Origin of the sequence: Shewanella sp. SM74 (genome assembly GCF_025653725.1) — a bacterium.
Classification (GTDB): domain Bacteria; phylum Pseudomonadota; class Gammaproteobacteria; order Enterobacterales; family Shewanellaceae; genus Shewanella; species Shewanella oncorhynchi.
In genome coordinates this window covers 1-16,854 of sequence record NZ_JAKKRZ010000052.1, presented here as the reverse complement: position 1 = coordinate 16,854, position 16,854 = coordinate 1, and the positions used below count along the sequence as shown (strand labels likewise).

Sequence of the window (16,854 nt, the reverse complement as noted above, 5' to 3'; positions counted from 1 at the left end):
AAAAAAGGAAGCCGAAGCTTCCTTTTCAAACTAATTTCTATCGCAATTAAGCGATGATTTTAGCTACTACACCAGCACCAACTGTACGACCACCTTCACGAATTGCGAAGCGTAAACCTTCGTCCATCGCGATTGGGCAAATCAGAGTCACTACCATTTTGATGTTGTCGCCAGGCATTACCATCTCTACGCCTTCTGGCAGTTCGATAGTACCGGTTACGTCAGTTGTACGGAAGTAGAACTGTGGACGGTAGCCTTTGAAGAATGGAGTGTGACGTCCGCCTTCTTCTTTTGACAGAACATAAACTTCTGATTCAAAAGTGGTGTGTGGGTTGATTGAACCTGGTTTAGCCAATACTTGACCACGTTCTACGTCATCACGCTTAGTACCACGTAATAACACACCACAGTTCTCGCCTGCACGACCTTCGTCAAGCAGTTTACGGAACATTTCTACACCAGTACACGTTGTTTTAGTCGTTGTGCGAACACCAACGATTTCAACTTCGTCACCCACTTTAACAATACCACGCTCAACACGACCAGTGACTACTGTACCACGGCCTGAAATTGAGAATACGTCTTCGATTGGCAGTAGGAACGGCTTATCGATATCACGTTGTGGTTCTGGAATGTAAGAATCCAGTGCTGCGGCTAATTCAAGGATCTTAGCTTCCCACTCTGGTTGACCTTCTAGGGCCTTCAGAGCTGAACCTTGGATTACTGGTAAATCATCACCTGGGAAATCGTATTCTGACAGAAGTTCACGCACTTCCATTTCAACCAATTCCAACCAGTGATCATGTTTTTAACATAGTCAGCGTGGCCTGGGCAGTCTACGTGTGCGTAGTGACGTGAAGGCGTGTCATATTCGATGTGAGAGGTATTGATCGTAATACCGCGCTCACGCTCTTCAGGAGCGTTATCGATTTGAGAGAAGTCTTTAGCTTCGCCACCGTAGGTCTTAGCCAGTACGTGAGAGATAGCTGCAGTCAGTGTGGTTTTACCATGGTCAACGTGACCAATGGTGCCCACGTTTACGTGAGGCTTAATACGTTCAAATTTAGCTTTTGCCACGATATATTCCTTTCTTTTCAGAATAGTCCAGTCAGTGCTGGACCATAATAACATTTATGTCGTAACTGGATATTAGCTACGAGATTCAATAATCGCTTTTGCAATGTTTTGCGGTGCATCAGAGTACTTCAAAAACTCCATAGAGTATGAAGCGCGACCCTGTGTAGCAGAGCGCAAATCAGTTGCATAACCAAACATTTCAGAAAGAGGCACTACAGCATGGACTATTTTGATGCCACCGAAGCCATCATCCATCCCTTCAATTAAGCCACGACGACGGTTCAAATCACCAACGACGTCACCCATATAATTTTCAGGGGTAGTTACTTCTACTTTCATGCAAGGTTCGAGCAACGCCGGATTCGCTTCAAGCGCACCCTTTTTGAAGCCCATAGAACCTGCAATTTTGAACGCCATCTCGTTCGAGTCCACATCATGATATGAACCGTCGAACAGAGTGACCTTCACGTCCAACACAGGGAAGCCAGCGAGAACGCCATTCTTCATCTGTTCTTGGATACCTTTATCAACCGCAGGAATGAATTCACGAGGAATCACACCTCCCACAACTGCATTGACAAATTCGTAACCAGCGCCTTCTTCATTAGGCTCTAGTTTTAACCAAACGTGACCGAATTGTCCACGACCACCTGATTGGCGTACAAATTTACCTTCAGCTTCTACTGATGCTCGGATAGTTTCGCGGTAGGCCACTTGTGGCTTACCTACGTTACATTCAACACCGAATTCGCGACGCATACGGTCGACGATGATGTCTAAGTGTAACTCACCCATACCCGAAATCAGAGTTTGTGATGATTCTTCGTCAGTTTCAACTCGGAATGATGGATCTTCCGCTGCAAGCTTTTGCAACGCGATACCCATTTTGTCCTGGTCGGCTTTTGACTTAGGCTCAACGGCAATGGTAATTACTGGCTCTGGGAACTCCATACGTTCCAAGATCACTCTATGATCGTTATCACAAAGCGTATCACCCGTAGTCACTTCTTTTAGACCAATCGCCGCTGCGATATCACCAGCACGGACTTCTTTCAGTTCAGTGCGATCGTTTGCGTGCATTTGCACCATGCGACCTACGCGTTCACGCTTCTGTTTGACAGAGTTGTAAACGCCTGAACCTGATTCGAGTACGCCTGAGTACACGCGAATAAAGGTCAAAGTTCCTACGAATGGATCTGTAGCAATCTTAAATGCCAATGCAGCAAAAGGCGCATTGTCATCTGATGGGCGTTCTACTTCTTGGTCGTTCTCATCGATGCCCTTAATTGGAGGCACATCAATTGGCGCTGGCAAGAATTCAATAACCGCATCAAGTACCGCTTGAACGCCTTTGTTCTTAAATGCAGAACCACAAGTCGCTAAAACGATTTCATTATTTATAGTACGCTGACGTAGCGCCTTTTTAATTTCGTCTTCTGATAGCGTGCCTTCTTCAAGGTACTTATCCATCAGTTCATCCGAAGATTCGGCTGCCACTTCAACCAGATACTCATGCATTTCAGCCGCTTTAGCTGCTAACTCTGCAGGGATCTCCTCATAAGTGAAAGTCATACCCTGGTCTGATTCATTCCAGTTAATTGCTTTCATCTTGATTAAGTCGATCACGCCTTTGAAGTTTTCTTCTGCACCAATATTCAATTGAATAGGCACACAAGTGGCTCCAAGACGAGTTCTAATTTGCTTCACTACACGTTCAAAGTCTGCACCTGCACGGTCCATCTTGTTGATAAACACCAAACGTGGAACGCGGTATTTATCAGCTTGACGCCACACTGTTTCTGACTGAGGTTCAACACCAGATGAACCACAGAAAACGACAACAGCGCCGTCGAGGACACGCAGAGACCGTTCAACTTCAATAGTAAAGTCAACGTGACCAGGGGTATCGATGATATTGATGCGGTGTTCAGTGAATTGAGCATCCATACCACGCCAGAATGTGGTTACCGCAGCCGAGGTGATAGTGATACCACGCTCTTGCTCTTGAACCATCCAGTCTGTGGTAGCGGCGCCGTCATGCACCTCACCGATTTTATGAGACAAACCGGTATAGAACAGAACACGTTCTGTTGTGGTGGTTTTACCTGCGTCAACATGAGCACAAATACCGATATTACGATAACGCTCAATTGGGGTTGTACGAGCCACGATTATACCCTCTCCACCAAGACCTAAGTCTTGGCAATATCAACAACTATGGTGTGGGCCTAAGCCCACACCATCATATTACCAACGGTAATGAGCAAAGGCTTTGTTAGCTTCAGCCATGCGATGCACGTCTTCACGCTTCTTAACAGCAGTACCTTTGTTTTCAGACGCATCCAGCATTTCACCTGCCAGACGTAAAGCCATAGATTTTTCACCACGCTTACGAGCAGCTTCAACTAACCAGCGCATCGCCAGTGCGTTACGACGCACAGGACGAACTTCACATGGTACCTGGTACGTAGAACCACCAACGCGACGAGATTTAACTTCGACTGATGGGCGAACGTTGTCCAGGGCTGCTTCAAGGATAACTAAATGGTTTTCGCTTTTCTTTTCAGCGACAACATCTAGTGCCTTGTAAATAATTTTTTCTGCAGTCGACTTTTTGCCGTCTTGCATAATGACGTTGATGAACTTAGCCAGCAACTCACTGTGAAACTTTGGATCTGGTAGGATTTTACGTTGTCCTACAACGCGACGTCTTGGCATAACAATTCTCCGTATGCTTCAGGGATTTCCAAAACTGGAATTCTCAAAATAAAACTAGCTTGGCCTTACTTAACGGATAAGTTAAGACTTAGGACGCTTAGCACCGTATTTAGAACGGCTTTGGCGACGTGAAGTCACGCCTGCACAGTCTAATGCGCCACGAATAGTGTGATAACGCACACCTGGTAAGTCTTTAACACGACCACCACGGATTAAGATCACGCTATGTTCCTGCAGGTTGTGGCCTTCACCGCCGATGTACGAAGTTACTTCGAAACCGTTAGTTAGACGCACACGAGCTACTTTACGTAGTGCAGAGTTAGGTTTTTTAGGGGTAGTAGTGTACACACGTGTACAAACACCACGTTTTTGCGGGCACGCATTCAACGCAGGCACGTTAGTCTTGTCGACTTTTGGCGCGCGTGGCTTACGTACCAACTGGTTTACAGTTGCCATGTATAGCTCCGAGTCAGTTGAATCAAACTCAACGATAAGGTGTGAAAAATCTATATCCCACAATGGTGGGACGCGGAATTTTAGAAAGGTAATGCCTGACTGTCAAGAAATAGCCAACTTTTGCGGCATATTACAAGAAAAAAGGCGCCATAGGCGCCTTTTTATAACAAACTTATTACTTAATCTTGGCTACCAGCCAAGTTTAAGAGATCGGCCAAGTTCTGTTCGGCTTCACTTGCAGTGATCTTGTTCACTACTACAGGTTCGTTTTTCTTCGCACGCGCTTCATTACGAGTCTTGTGATAAGCGTAACCAGTACCGGCTGGGATCAGTCGGCCAACGATAACGTTTTCTTTCAGACCACGTAATTGATCGCTCTTACCACCTACGGCGGCTTCGGTCAGTACGCGCGTGGTTTCTTGGAACGATGCTGCTGAGATAAAGGATTCTGTTGCCAGAGATGCTTTAGTAATACCCAGTAGTTCACGTTCAAAGGTCGCAGGCACTTTACCTTGGGCGATCAGTTCGCGGTTAGCAATCTTCACGCGCGACACTTCAGCTTGTTCCCCTTCGAGGAAGTCAGTGTCACCGGCAGAAGTGATAAGACACTTACGCAGCATCTGACGGATGATCACTTCGATATGCTTATCGTTGATCTTCACGCCTTGCAGGCGGTAAACGTCCTGTACTTCGTTTACAATGTAGTTTGCTACGTTGTGGATACCACGAAGACGCAGAATGTCGTGCGCCGCTTCTGGACCGTCAGCGATAACTTCACCACGTTCGACTTTTTCACCTTCGAACACGTTTAAGTTACGCCACTTAGGGATCATCTCTTCATAATGATCGCCGCCATCAGCAGGTGTAATCACCAAACGACGCTTACCTTTGGTCTCTTTACCAAACGAGATGGTACCAGAGATTTCCGCCAGAATAGCAGGCTCTTTTGGCTTACGCGCTTCGAACAAGTCAGCAACGCGTGGCAGACCACCGGTGATGTCGCGTGTTTTAGACGATTCCTGAGGAATACGAGCTAATGCGTCACCCACGTTGATTTGCGCGTTATCTTCTAAGTTAACGATCGCACTACCTGGTAAGAAGTATTGTGCTGGCACTTCAGTACCTGGGATCATCAAGTCAGCACCATTAGCGCCAAGCAGACGGATCATTGGGCGCATTTCTTTACCCGCAGTACCACGCTGACCAACGTCAAGGATCACGATTGATGACAGACCCGTTAGTTCGTCTGTTTGACGTGTCATAGTGACACCGTCAATCATGTCTACGAACTTGATACTACCCGCCACTTCAGAAATGATTGGGTGAGTATGTGGATCCCAGTTAGCGATAACATCGCCCGCTTCAACAGCCGCTTCTTCTAGTTTCTCGAGCACAGTACCGTATGGCACTTTATAACGCTCTTTCTCACGACCCAGCTCGTCAATAACAGCCAGTTCAGAAGAACGAGAAACGATAACCAGTTTGCCGTCACTGTTAGTAACATGCTTAGCATTATGCAGTTTCAATGAACCCGAGTTTTTCACTTGGACATTGTTTTCTGCAGACGCTCTAGATGCCGCACCACCGATGTGGAACGTACGCATCGTTAACTGTGTACCTGGTTCACCGATAGATTGTGCTGCCACAACACCGATGGCTTCACCGTGGTTAATAATATGACCACGAGCCAAGTCACGACCGTAACAAGCTGCACACACACCGAAATCGGTATCACAAGAAATAACAGAACGTACAATCACTTCGTCGATTGAATGCTCTTCTAACTTGTCACACCATGCTTCGTCGAGTAGCGTGTTACGTGGTGCTAATACGTCTTCAGTGCCTGGATAGAACACATCAATCGCAACCACACGACCCAGTACGCGTTCACGTAACGGCTCAACCACATCACCACCTTCAATCAGCGGTTTCATGGTTAGACCTTCGTGAGTACCACAATCGTCTTCGATAACCACTAAATCTTGTGCAACGTCTACAAGACGACGAGTCAGGTAACCCGAGTTCGCTGTCTTCAATGCCGTATCGGCTAGACCTTTACGCGCACCGTGAGTAGAAATAAAGTACTGGAGTACGTTTAGACCTTCACGGAAGTTAGCGGTAATTGGCGTTTCGATGATTGAGCCGTCTGGCTTAGCCATCAGACCACGCATACCCGCCAACTGACGGATCTGTGCGGCACTACCACGAGCGCCTGAGTCAGCCATCATATAGATGCTGTTAAACGAGGCTTGTTTCTCTTCAACACCATCACGGTTAATCACTGTCTCAGTTGACAGGTTTTCCATCATAGCTTTAGAAACTTTTTCGTTGGCACTTGCCCAGATATCGATAACTTTGTTGTAACGCTCACCAGCTGTGACTAGACCAGATTGGAACTGCTCTTGAATTTCAAGAACTTCCGCTTCTGCATCAGCAACTAAGGTGTATTTCTCGTCTGGAATAACCATGTCATCGATACCGACAGAGGCACCAGAGATGGTTGCAAAACGGAAACCGGTATACATCAATTGGTCAGCGAAGATAACAGTATCTTTCAGACCCAGTTGACGATAACAGGTGTTCAACAGTTTAGAGATCTGCTTTTTGCCCATGTTCTGGTTAACCAGATCAAATGACAAACCTGCTGGCAGAATAAGTGACAGCAGAGCACGACCCACAGTCGTATCAACGATACGGCGTTGTTCAGTGCGCTCACCATCGTCACCAATAATGGTTTCAGTGATACGAACTTTAACGCGGGCATGCAGTTCAGCAGCGCCAGTTGCGTAAGCTTTTTCAACTTCAGCAACAGACATAAATGCCATACCTTCACCACGGCCATTAATACGCTCACGGCTGGTGTAGTACAGACCCAATACCACGTCTTGAGACGGTGTGATAACAGGTTCGCCGTTGGCTGGTGACAGGATGTTGTTGGTAGACATCATCAGGGCACGGGCTTCAAGCTGCGCTTCCAGTGTTAACGGTACGTGTACCGCCATTTGGTCACCGTCGAAGTCGGCGTTGTATGCCGCACAAACGAGTGGGTGTAACTGGATCGCTTTACCTTCAATCAGTACAGGTTCGAACGCTTGGATACCCAGTCTGTGCAGTGTTGGTGCACGGTTGAGCATCACTGGATGTTCGCGGATCACTTCATCCAGAACGTCCCATACTTCTGCCACTTCACGCTCAACCATCTTCTTAGCCGCTTTGATGGTAGTCGCTAAGCCACGACCTTCTAGCTTGCCATAGATGAATGGCTTGAACAGTTCCAGTGCCATCTTCTTAGGAAGACCACATTGGTGCAGACGTAGAGTAGGACCTACGGTAATTACCGAACGACCAGAATAGTCAACGCGCTTACCCAATAAGTTCTGACGGAAACGACCTTGCTTACCTTTGATCATATCGGCCAAAGATTTCAGAGGACGCTTGTTAGAACCGGTAATAGCACGACCACGACGACCGTTATCTAATAGCGCATCAACAGACTCTTGTAACATACGCTTTTCGTTGCGTACGATAATGTCTGGCGCAGCTAAATCTAACAGACGCTTCAAACGGTTGTTACGGTTGATCACGCGGCGATACAGGTCGTTAAGATCTGAAGTCGCGAAGCGGCCGCCATCGAGCGGAACCAACGGACGTAAGTCAGGTGGTAACACAGGCAGTACTTTTAAGATCATCCACTCAGGCTTGTTGCCTGAAGTGTAGAATGCTTCCATCAACTTAAGACGTTTAGTCACTTTCTTGCGACGAGTCTCAGAATTGATTGAAGGCAATTCTTCACGCATTTGTTCGATTTCTTTCGCTAAATCGATAGCACGTAACAGTTCAAGCACTGCTTCGGCACCCATTTTAGCTTCGAACTCATCACCGTATTCTTCTAATGCATCCAGATAAGTTTCTTCTGTCAGCATTTGGCCACGTTCAAGGCTGGTCATGCCAGGCTCGATCACGACAAATGATTCAAAATACAGTACGCGTTCGATATCACGCAGCGTCATATCCAGCATTAAGCCAATACGTGACGGTAGCGATTTTAAGAACCAAATGTGCGCAACTGGGCTAGCCAGTTCGATGTGACCCATACGCTCACGACGTACTTTAGTTTGGGTTACTTCAACGCCACACTTTTCACAAATAACACCACGGTGCTTCAAACGTTTGTACTTACCGCACAAACATTCGTAATCTTTGACTGGGCCAAAGATACGCGCACAGAACAGACCTTCACGCTCAGGCTTGAAGGTACGGTAGTTGATGGTTTCTGGCTTCTTAACTTCACCAAAAGACCAAGAACGGATCAGATCAGGCGATGCCAGACCAATTTTGATGCCGTTAAATTCTTCAGTCTTGCTTTGCTGTTTCAGAAACTTTAATAAGTCTTTCACGTTTCTCTCCTGAAGGAGTTAAACCGGGTGCTCCGCTTGCACGGAGCACCATTCTGTTTGCCAAACGCGGCTAAAGGCCTGCGCTTATGCCTGATCCAACTCGATATTAATACCGAGTGAACGGATCTCCTTCAGTAACACGTTGAAGGACTCTGGCATGCCAGGTTGCATCTGATGGTTACCGTCGACGATGTTCTTATACATCTGAGTACGACCGTTAACGTCATCCGATTTAACAGTGAGCATTTCTTGAAGCGTATAAGCGGCACCGTATGCTTCTAGTGCCCACACTTCCATCTCACCGAAACGCTGACCACCGAACTGAGCTTTACCGCCCAGTGGTTGTTGAGTCACTAAGCTGTACGAACCGGTAGAACGGGCGTGCATCTTGTCATCAACTAAGTGGTTCAGTTTGAGCATGTACATGTAACCTACCGTTACTTGACGCTCAAATTCGTTACCGGTACGACCATCAAACAACTTCAACTGACCAGAGGTTGGCAAACCTGCAAGTTCAAGCATCTGCTTGATCTCTTTCTCTTTAGCACCGTCGAATGCAGGAGTTGCAATCGGGATACCGCCTTTCAGGTTAGTCGCAAGACGTAATACTTCATCATCAGTGAATGAATCGATATCGACGCGCTGCTGCACTTCGTCACCTAATTCATAAACTTGCTTGATGTAACCACGAACTTCAGCCAGCTCACGCTGTTCTTCAAGCATCGCAGTGATCTTGTTACCAATGCCTTTGGCAGCGGCGCCCATATGGACTTCAAGTACCTGACCAATGTTCATACGTGATGGAACACCTAGCGGGTTCAATACGATGTCTACTGGGTTACCTTGTTCGTCATATGGCATGTCTTCGATTGGGCAAATCTTAGAGATAACACCCTTGTTACCGTGACGACCCGCCATCTTGTCACCAGGTTGGATAGTACGCTTAACCGCTAAGTAAACCTTAACGATCTTGAGTACGCCTGGCGCCAAGTCATCACCTTGGGTGATCTTGCGACGTTTGATTTCAAACTTCTTATCGAAGTCAGCTTTCAGCTCTTCATGCTGTTCAGCTAATTGCTCAAGTTCAGTTTGTTTTGCTTCATCGTCAATGACTTGAACCAATACATCTTTACGTGGCAACGCAGCAATTTGCGCTTCAGTGAAACCAGCACCGATTAACAGGTTACGCGCACGGCTCAATACACCTTCTTCAAGGATCTTGAACTCTTCGCCTAAGTCTTTACGAGCTTGGGCAATGTGCATCTCTTCGATTTCAACTGCACGCTTGTCTTTTTCAACGCCGTCACGGGTAAATACCTGAACGTCGATGATAGTGCCCTTAACAGAGTTAGGAACACGCAGTGAACTGTCTTTAACGTCAGACGCTTTCTCACCGAAGATAGCACGGAGTAACTTCTCTTCTGGCGTTAGCTGTGTTTCGCCTTTTGGCGTCACTTTACCAACCAGAATATCGCCGCCCTTCACTTCTGCACCAATGTAAACGATACCTGACTCGTCGAGTTTCGACAGAGCAGATTCACCTACGTTTGGAATATCAGCCGTGATTTCTTCGCTACCCAGTTTGGTATCACGAGCAATACAAGACAGCTCCTGAATGTGGATAGTGGTGAAACGGTCTTCTTGCGCTACGCGCTCAGAAATTAAGATCGAGTCTTCGAAGTTGTAACCGTTCCAAGGCATGAATGCGATACGCATGTTCTGGCCAAGGGCTAAGTCACCTAAGTCAGTAGACGGACCGTCTGCTAACACGTCACCACGAACGACTGGCTCACCAACAGCACAACAAGGGCGTTGGTTGATACAAGTGTTTTGGTTAGAACGGGTGTATTTAGTCAGGTTATAAATGTCGATACCGGCTTCGCCTGGGCGCAGCTCATCTTCATTTACTTTAACAACGATGCGGCTCGCATCAACGTAGTCTACAAAACCACCACGTTTAGCAACAACCACAACACCAGAGTCAACAGCCAAAGTACGTTCAATACCAGTACCTACTAGCGGCTTTTCAGAGCGCAGTGTGGGTACGGCTTGACGTTGCATGTTCGCACCCATCAAGGCACGGTTAGCATCGTCGTGTTCTAAGAACGGGATCAGTGACGCAGCAACAGAAATAATCTGTTGTGGCGAAACGTCCATATACTGGATGTCAGCAGCGCGCATAAAGGTCGATTCACCTTTATGACGACAAGCAATTTGCTCTTCTGCCATACGACCGCTAGCGTCAACTTCGATGTTCGCCTGTGCAATCACATAACGACCTTCTTCGATTGCTGACAAGTATTCCACTTCGTCAGTAATCACGCCATCGATAACCTTGCGGTATGGCGTTTCTAGGAAGCCGTAAGAGTTAGTACGGGCAAAACTTGCTAATGAGTTGATTAGACCAATGTTTGGACCTTCAGGGGTCTCAATTGGACATAAACGACCATAATGCGTTGGATGTACGTCGCGGACTTCGAAGCCTGCACGTTCACGAGTCAAACCACCAGGGCCAAGAGCAGAAATACGACGCTTATGCGTTACTTCTGACAGCGGGTTGTTTTGGTCCATGAATTGTGACAGCTGAGAAGAACCGAAGAACTCTTTCACTGCAGCAGAAATTGGCTTAGCGTTGATCAAGTCTTGTGGCATCAGCTCGTTCAGATCGCCTAAAGACAGACGTTCACGCACGGCGCGCTCAACACGGACTAAACCAACACGGAATTGGTTTTCAGCCATTTCACCGACGCTACGAATACGACGGTTACCTAAGTGATCGATGTCATCGACTTCGTCGAAACCGTTACGGATATGAATGATGTTCTTCATTACCGCGACGATGTCTTCTTTTGACAATACACCGCTACCTTCGTCATCAGGAATGCTGAGACGACGGTTGAACTTCATACGACCTACTTTAGACAGGTCATAACGCTCTTCACTGAAGAACAAGTTCTGGAATAGTGCTTCGGCAGCATCTTTGGTTGGTGGCTCGCCAGGACGCATCATACGATAGATCTCAACCAGCGCTTCTAAGCGGTTAGTGGTTGAATCGATACGCAGCGTATCTGAAATATAAGCACCATGATCTAACTCGTTGATATACAACGTGCTGATATCTTTAATACCGGCCAATGATAGTTTAGCCAGATCTTCTAAGCTAATTTCACTGTTGGCAGAGACTAAAACTTCACCTGTGTCCGGATCGATATAATCTTGAGCAGCATATTTGCCCACGATATATTCAACTGGCACTTCAAGCTCAGTGGTATTGGTCTTTTCTAACTGACGAATGTGACGCGCAGTAATACGACGTCCCGCTTCAACCAGTACAGAACCTTCAGCATCCTTGATGTCATAGCTGGCAGTTTCACCACGCAGACGTTCAGGCACCAAAGACATGACCAGAGTATCTTTCTTGATCTTGAACTCAACGCGTTCGAAGAACAGATCGAGGATCTCTTGAGTAGAATATTCTAATGCACGTAACATGATGGTCGCAGGCAGTTTGCGGCGACGGTCAATACGCACAAATAGTGCATCTTTAGGATCGAATTCAAAGTCAAGCCATGAACCACGGTAAGGAATAATACGTGCGTTATACAGCACCTTACCTGATGAGTGGGTTTTACCACGGTCATGATCAAAGAACACGCCTGGAGAACGGTGTAATTGAGATACGATTACACGCTCAGTACCGTTGATAACAAAAGTACCGTTATCCGTCATCAATGGGATATCACCCATGTAGACTTCTTGTTCTTTAATATCTTTTACTGTGCCCGCCGCTGCTTCACGGTCATACAACACCATGCGTAATTTAACGCGTAGTGGAGCTGAATACGTAACACCACGGATCTGACACTCTTTCACATCAAAAACAGGCTCGCCAAGCTTATAGCTGACGTATTGCAGTTCTGAGTTACCAGAAAAGCTCTTGATGGGAAAAACGCTACGGAAGGCGGCTTCTAAACCGCGCTCACCGGTAGGATCTTGATCGGTGAACTTCTTAAAAGAGTCTAGCTGGATAGACAATAAATAAGGGATATCCAAAACTTTTGGACGCTTACCAAAGTCTTTGCGAATACGCTTCTTTTCAGAATAGGAGTAAACCATGGGTTTCCTCTGCTTACGAGATGTGACCAAGACTGAATAAATAACTTAAGTTATTAAAATTCAGCACGTTTGCCCATCACCGTTGATGGCAAGAACCTAACCAGTAATCTCTGCTAGGGACTGCAAAATTTGGCGACAAACGGTGAAAAAAAATCGCCAGCGCATATAGCGCAAAAAAGGCCGACGGTTAAAAAACCGCCAGCCTCCACCCAAGTGGCTTGGGTGAGCAAGCTAAATAATAGCTTACTTAATTTCTACAGAAGCACCAGCTTCAGTAAGTTCTTTCTTCAGAGCTTCAGCTTCTTCTTTAGAAACGCCTTCTTTAACTGCTACTGGAGCAGCTTCAGACATAGCTTTAGCTTCTTTCAGGCCTAAACCAGTTGCGCCACGGATGGCTTTAATAACTGCAACTTTGTTGTCGCCGTGAGCAGTCAGAACTACGTTGAATTCTGTTTGTTCTTCAACAACAACTGCTTCTGCACCGCCAGAAACAACAGCAGCAGCGGCAGAAACGCCGAACTTCTCTTCCATAGCTTCGATCAGTTCAACAACTTCCATTACAGACATAGCTGCAAAGGCTTCTAAGATTTGGTCTTTAGTGATAGACATAACAAATGTTTCCTATTGTTCTGAATTCAATTTTATTAAGCAGCCAGCTTGAAATTAAGCGGCTTCTTGTTTTTGATCGCGCAGGGCGGCCAGTGTACGAACGAACTTGCCAGCAGATGCTTCTTTCATAGTCATCATTAACTGAGCTAGTGCTTCTTCGTATGTTGGCAGTTTCGCCAAACGATCAATTTCAGCTGCAGGGATGAAATTCCCTTCAAAGGCTGCGCCTTTAACTTCGAAGTTAGCTTGTTCTTTAGCAAAGTCTTTTAACAGACGTGCTGCAGCACCTGGGTGCTCTAAAGAAAAAGCAATCAAAGTTGGGCCAGTGAACGTTTCTGCTAGGCACTCAAAAGCAGTACCTTCAACAGCACGACGAGCTAGCGTGTTACGTACTACACGTACATATACACCAGCTTCGCGAGCTTTTTTACGCAGACCGGTCATAGCACCTACAGTCACACCGCGAGAATCAGCGGCAACTGCAGATAGCGCACCTTTGGCAGCTTCGTTGACTTCAGCAACAATCGCTTTTTTGTCTTCGAGTCTTAATGCCATTGGCTTTACTCCTGGATTCTACCTAGGGTATTCCCTAGTATTTACCATACTAAATACTTATGTATTTAGTGACTTACGGTGCAGATTATCCAGTAAAAAATTTTAGCTGGGGCCTGACACCGTCTACGCAGGAAATTAAGTTATTTTTACAAAAAACACCTGCGGTCTTGGACGGAAACCTGAGTTAAACTCCGCCTAACGAGAGATAAAACAGGCTTCAACCCACAAAGTGCGCGCATTATAGACTAATGCACCCGCTTTGTAAAATTATAGAGTTGTTTCAAGCGTAGCTTGATCAACTGCAACACCTGCACCCATAGTGGTAGAGATGCTGATCTTTTTCACGAAAATGCCTTTAGCAACTGCAGGCTTAGCCTTTTTCAGTGCTGACACTAACGCTTCCAAGTTTTCTTTCAATTGAACTGGTGTGAAATCCACTTTACCGATAGTAGTGTGGATAATACCGTTCTTGTCGTTACGGTAACGAACTTGACCCGCTTTGGCGTTCTTAACAGCTTCAGCAACGTTTGGCGTTACTGTACCTGTTTTAGGGTTAGGCATTAAACCACGTGGGCCTAAGATTTGACCTAACATACCAACAACGCGCATTGCATCTGGAGATGCGATAACTACGTCAAAGTTCATTTCACCGGCTTTGATTTTCTCAGCCAGATCATCCATACCAACTAGCTCTGCGCCAGCGGCTTTAGCAGCTTCAGCATTTGCACCTTGTGTAAATACTGCAACGCGAACGTCACGACCAGTACCGTGTGGCAACACTGTTGCACCACGAACGTTTTGGTCAGATTTACGTGGGTCAATACCCAGGTTAACTGCTACGTCTACACTTTCAACGAATTTTGCAGTTGCTAATTCTTTTAACAGAGCAACAGCTTCGTTGATATCGTAGCTTTTAGTACCATCAACTTTTTCGCGAATTACGCGCATGCGTTTAGTTAGCTTTGCCATTATATTAATCCTCTACAACCAAACCCATTGAACGCGCAGTACCTTCGATTGAGCGAGTCATCGCTTCAATGTCAGCACCAGTCATATCGGCAGCTTTCAGTTCAGCAATTTCTTGAACTTTAGCGCGAGCGATAGTACCCACTTTCTGAGTGTTTGGACGTGGAGAACCTGATTTCAGGCCTGCAGCAGTCTTCAGTAAGTAAGACGCTGGAGAAGTCTTAGTTTCAAAAGTGAATGAACGGTCACTGTAAACAGTGATCACGACTGGAATAGGCATGCCTTTTTCCATTTTTTCTGTACGGGCGTTAAACGCTTTACAGAATTCCATGATGTTCACACCTTTTTGACCCAAAGCTGGACCAACTGGTGGTGATGGGTTCGCAGAACCGGATTTTACTTGTAGCTTAATATAAGCATCAATCTTCTTTGCCATCTGACATTTCCTCAGTTTGGGTTCAAACGCGCATCAGCGACATGCTGACATGCTCCCCCGAAAACAACGGGTGCGAATTATATAGAAATTCGCACCCGTTGCCAAACGGATTTTGTAGTTTATTTAATCAGCCTTTTTCAACTTGACTAAAATCAAGTTCAACAGGCGTAGAACGACCAAAGATCATCACTGATACTTTCACGCGGCTCTTGTCATAATCCACTTCTTCAACGGTGCCGTTAAAGTCAGCAAATGGACCATCACACACACGTACCACTTCACCAGGCTCAAATATAGTTCTATGAGTCGGTGACGCTGTCGTTTCTTGTAAGCGACGCAGAATTGCATCAGCTTCTTTATCTGAAATTGGGGCAGGACGATCAGACGTTCCGCCAATAAAGCCTAAAACACGCGGGATGCTTTTGACTAAATGCCAGCTGTCATCGTTCATTTCCATCTGGACTAACACATAGCCAGGGAAAAACTTACGTTCGCTCTTGCGACGCTGACCTGCACGCATTTCGATGACTTCTTCAGTCGGAACCAATACTTCACCGAAGTATGCTTCCATGCCATGCATTTTAATATATTCAATCAGTGACTTACAAACTCGGCCTTCATAGCCTGAGAATGCCTGCACTACATACCATCTTTTTTTAGCTTCTTTAGCTTCAGTCATTCGAGGTGCCTATACGCCAGTGATAAAATTGACAATTCGCATTAACACAGCATCCATACCCCAAAGGATAAGAGCTAAGATACCTGTTGCTGCAAGGACAATAAAAGTGGTGTTTAGCGCTTCTTGACGCGTCGGCCATACAACCTTGCGCACTTCGATATGCGCTTCACGGGCAAAAGCTAACGCTTTTTTACCTTTTACAGTCTGAAGCGCAATAAAACCAGCAATAGCGAATGCAACGATAACACTAAGCGCACGTATGACGGCACTGGCTTCGCTATACATTTGATTGCCAATAACAGCAGCGGCTAGCAATACAATCACTAAACCCCACTTCACGATATCCAGAGAATTGTTCTGGTTTTCAGTATTTGTTGTCATCGGTTTTTCCGTTACTCAATACGGCCTGAGCTTAGAGCACATTAATTGACGGGCATAATCCCACATCACTCTGCATTTCCGAACACCCTTAGAAACGCAAAATAGCATAAGCTCAGGGTCAAAAATCGGCCATAGATTGTATTCTTATTCGACTTTGTAAGCAAGGATGCGAATCCCATGCAAACCACAAAACCTATGAAATAATCCACTTAAACAAAAAAGGAAGCCGAAGCTTCCTTTTCAAACTAATTTCTATCGCAATTAAGCGATGATTTTAGCTACTACACCAGCACCAACTGTACGACCACCTTCACGAATTGCGAAGCGTAAACCTTCGTCCATCGCGATTGGGCAAATCAGAGTCACTACCATTTTGATGTTGTCGCCAGGCATTACCATCTCTACGCCTTCTGGCAGTTCGATAGTACCGGTTACGTCAGTTGTACGGAAGTAGAACTGTGGAC

General features: G+C 46.1%; 11 protein-coding genes and 2 pseudogenes. All 13 read right to left on the bottom strand.

The features are described 5' to 3' along the window. Positions 1-46 precede the first annotated feature (46 nt). Positions 47-1,077, bottom strand: a pseudogene (locus tag L5M49_RS24140) (elongation factor Tu). 72 nt (positions 1,078-1,149) lie between these two features. Beyond that, on the bottom strand, positions 1,150-3,246 hold the full coding sequence (gene fusA, locus L5M49_RS24135) for an elongation factor G (RefSeq protein ID WP_006083603.1): 2,097 nt from the start codon (positions 3,244-3,246) through the stop codon (positions 1,150-1,152). A 78-nt stretch (positions 3,247-3,324) separates the two neighbouring features. Then, on the bottom strand, positions 3,325-3,795 hold the full coding sequence (gene rpsG / locus L5M49_RS24130; protein WP_011787570.1) for a 30S ribosomal protein S7: 471 nt from the start codon (positions 3,793-3,795) through the stop codon (positions 3,325-3,327). Positions 3,796-3,876: 81 nt separating this feature from the next. Continuing rightward, a complete protein-coding gene (rpsL, locus tag L5M49_RS24125; protein WP_006083605.1) occupies positions 3,877-4,251 on the bottom strand; it encodes a 30S ribosomal protein S12 in 375 nt (124 codons plus the stop codon). Positions 4,252-4,430: 179 nt separating this feature from the next. Beyond that, positions 4,431-8,648 (bottom strand): DNA-directed RNA polymerase subunit beta', encoded by a 4,218-nt coding sequence (gene rpoC, locus L5M49_RS24120; protein WP_105251033.1) that lies wholly within the window; start codon positions 8,646-8,648, stop codon positions 4,431-4,433. 84 nt (positions 8,649-8,732) lie between these two features. Continuing rightward, the gene (rpoB, locus tag L5M49_RS24115; protein WP_105251032.1) at positions 8,733-12,764 is read right to left on the bottom strand and encodes a DNA-directed RNA polymerase subunit beta; all 4,032 of its coding nucleotides are present in this window, start codon (positions 12,762-12,764) and stop codon (positions 8,733-8,735) included. Between the two features lie 243 nt (positions 12,765-13,007). Continuing rightward, positions 13,008-13,373, bottom strand: a complete 366-nt coding sequence (gene rplL / locus L5M49_RS24110) for a 50S ribosomal protein L7/L12 (protein ID WP_105251031.1) — start codon at positions 13,371-13,373, stop codon at positions 13,008-13,010. A gap of 54 nt (positions 13,374-13,427) precedes the next feature. Continuing rightward, positions 13,428-13,928: a 50S ribosomal protein L10 gene (gene rplJ, locus L5M49_RS24105; protein ID WP_006083609.1), complete on the bottom strand. Its 501-nt coding sequence runs from the start codon at positions 13,926-13,928 to the stop codon at positions 13,428-13,430. 267 nt (positions 13,929-14,195) lie between these two features. Then, positions 14,196-14,897: a 50S ribosomal protein L1 gene (rplA, locus tag L5M49_RS24100; RefSeq protein WP_105251030.1), complete on the bottom strand. Its 702-nt coding sequence runs from the start codon at positions 14,895-14,897 to the stop codon at positions 14,196-14,198. A gap of 4 nt (positions 14,898-14,901) precedes the next feature. Then, on the bottom strand, positions 14,902-15,330 hold the full coding sequence (rplK, locus tag L5M49_RS24095) for a 50S ribosomal protein L11 (RefSeq protein ID WP_006083611.1): 429 nt from the start codon (positions 15,328-15,330) through the stop codon (positions 14,902-14,904). A gap of 127 nt (positions 15,331-15,457) precedes the next feature. After that, a complete protein-coding gene (gene nusG, locus L5M49_RS24090) occupies positions 15,458-16,009 on the bottom strand; it encodes a transcription termination/antitermination protein NusG (protein ID WP_105251029.1) in 552 nt (183 codons plus the stop codon). 9 nt (positions 16,010-16,018) lie between these two features. Beyond that, positions 16,019-16,390 carry a preprotein translocase subunit SecE gene (secE, locus tag L5M49_RS24085; protein WP_006083613.1) on the bottom strand — a complete coding sequence of 124 codons (372 nt, stop codon included), beginning with the start codon at positions 16,388-16,390 and terminating at the stop codon, positions 16,019-16,021. 261 nt (positions 16,391-16,651) lie between these two features. After that, a pseudogene (gene tuf / locus L5M49_RS24080) lies at positions 16,652-16,854 on the bottom strand (elongation factor Tu); the annotation flags it as partial.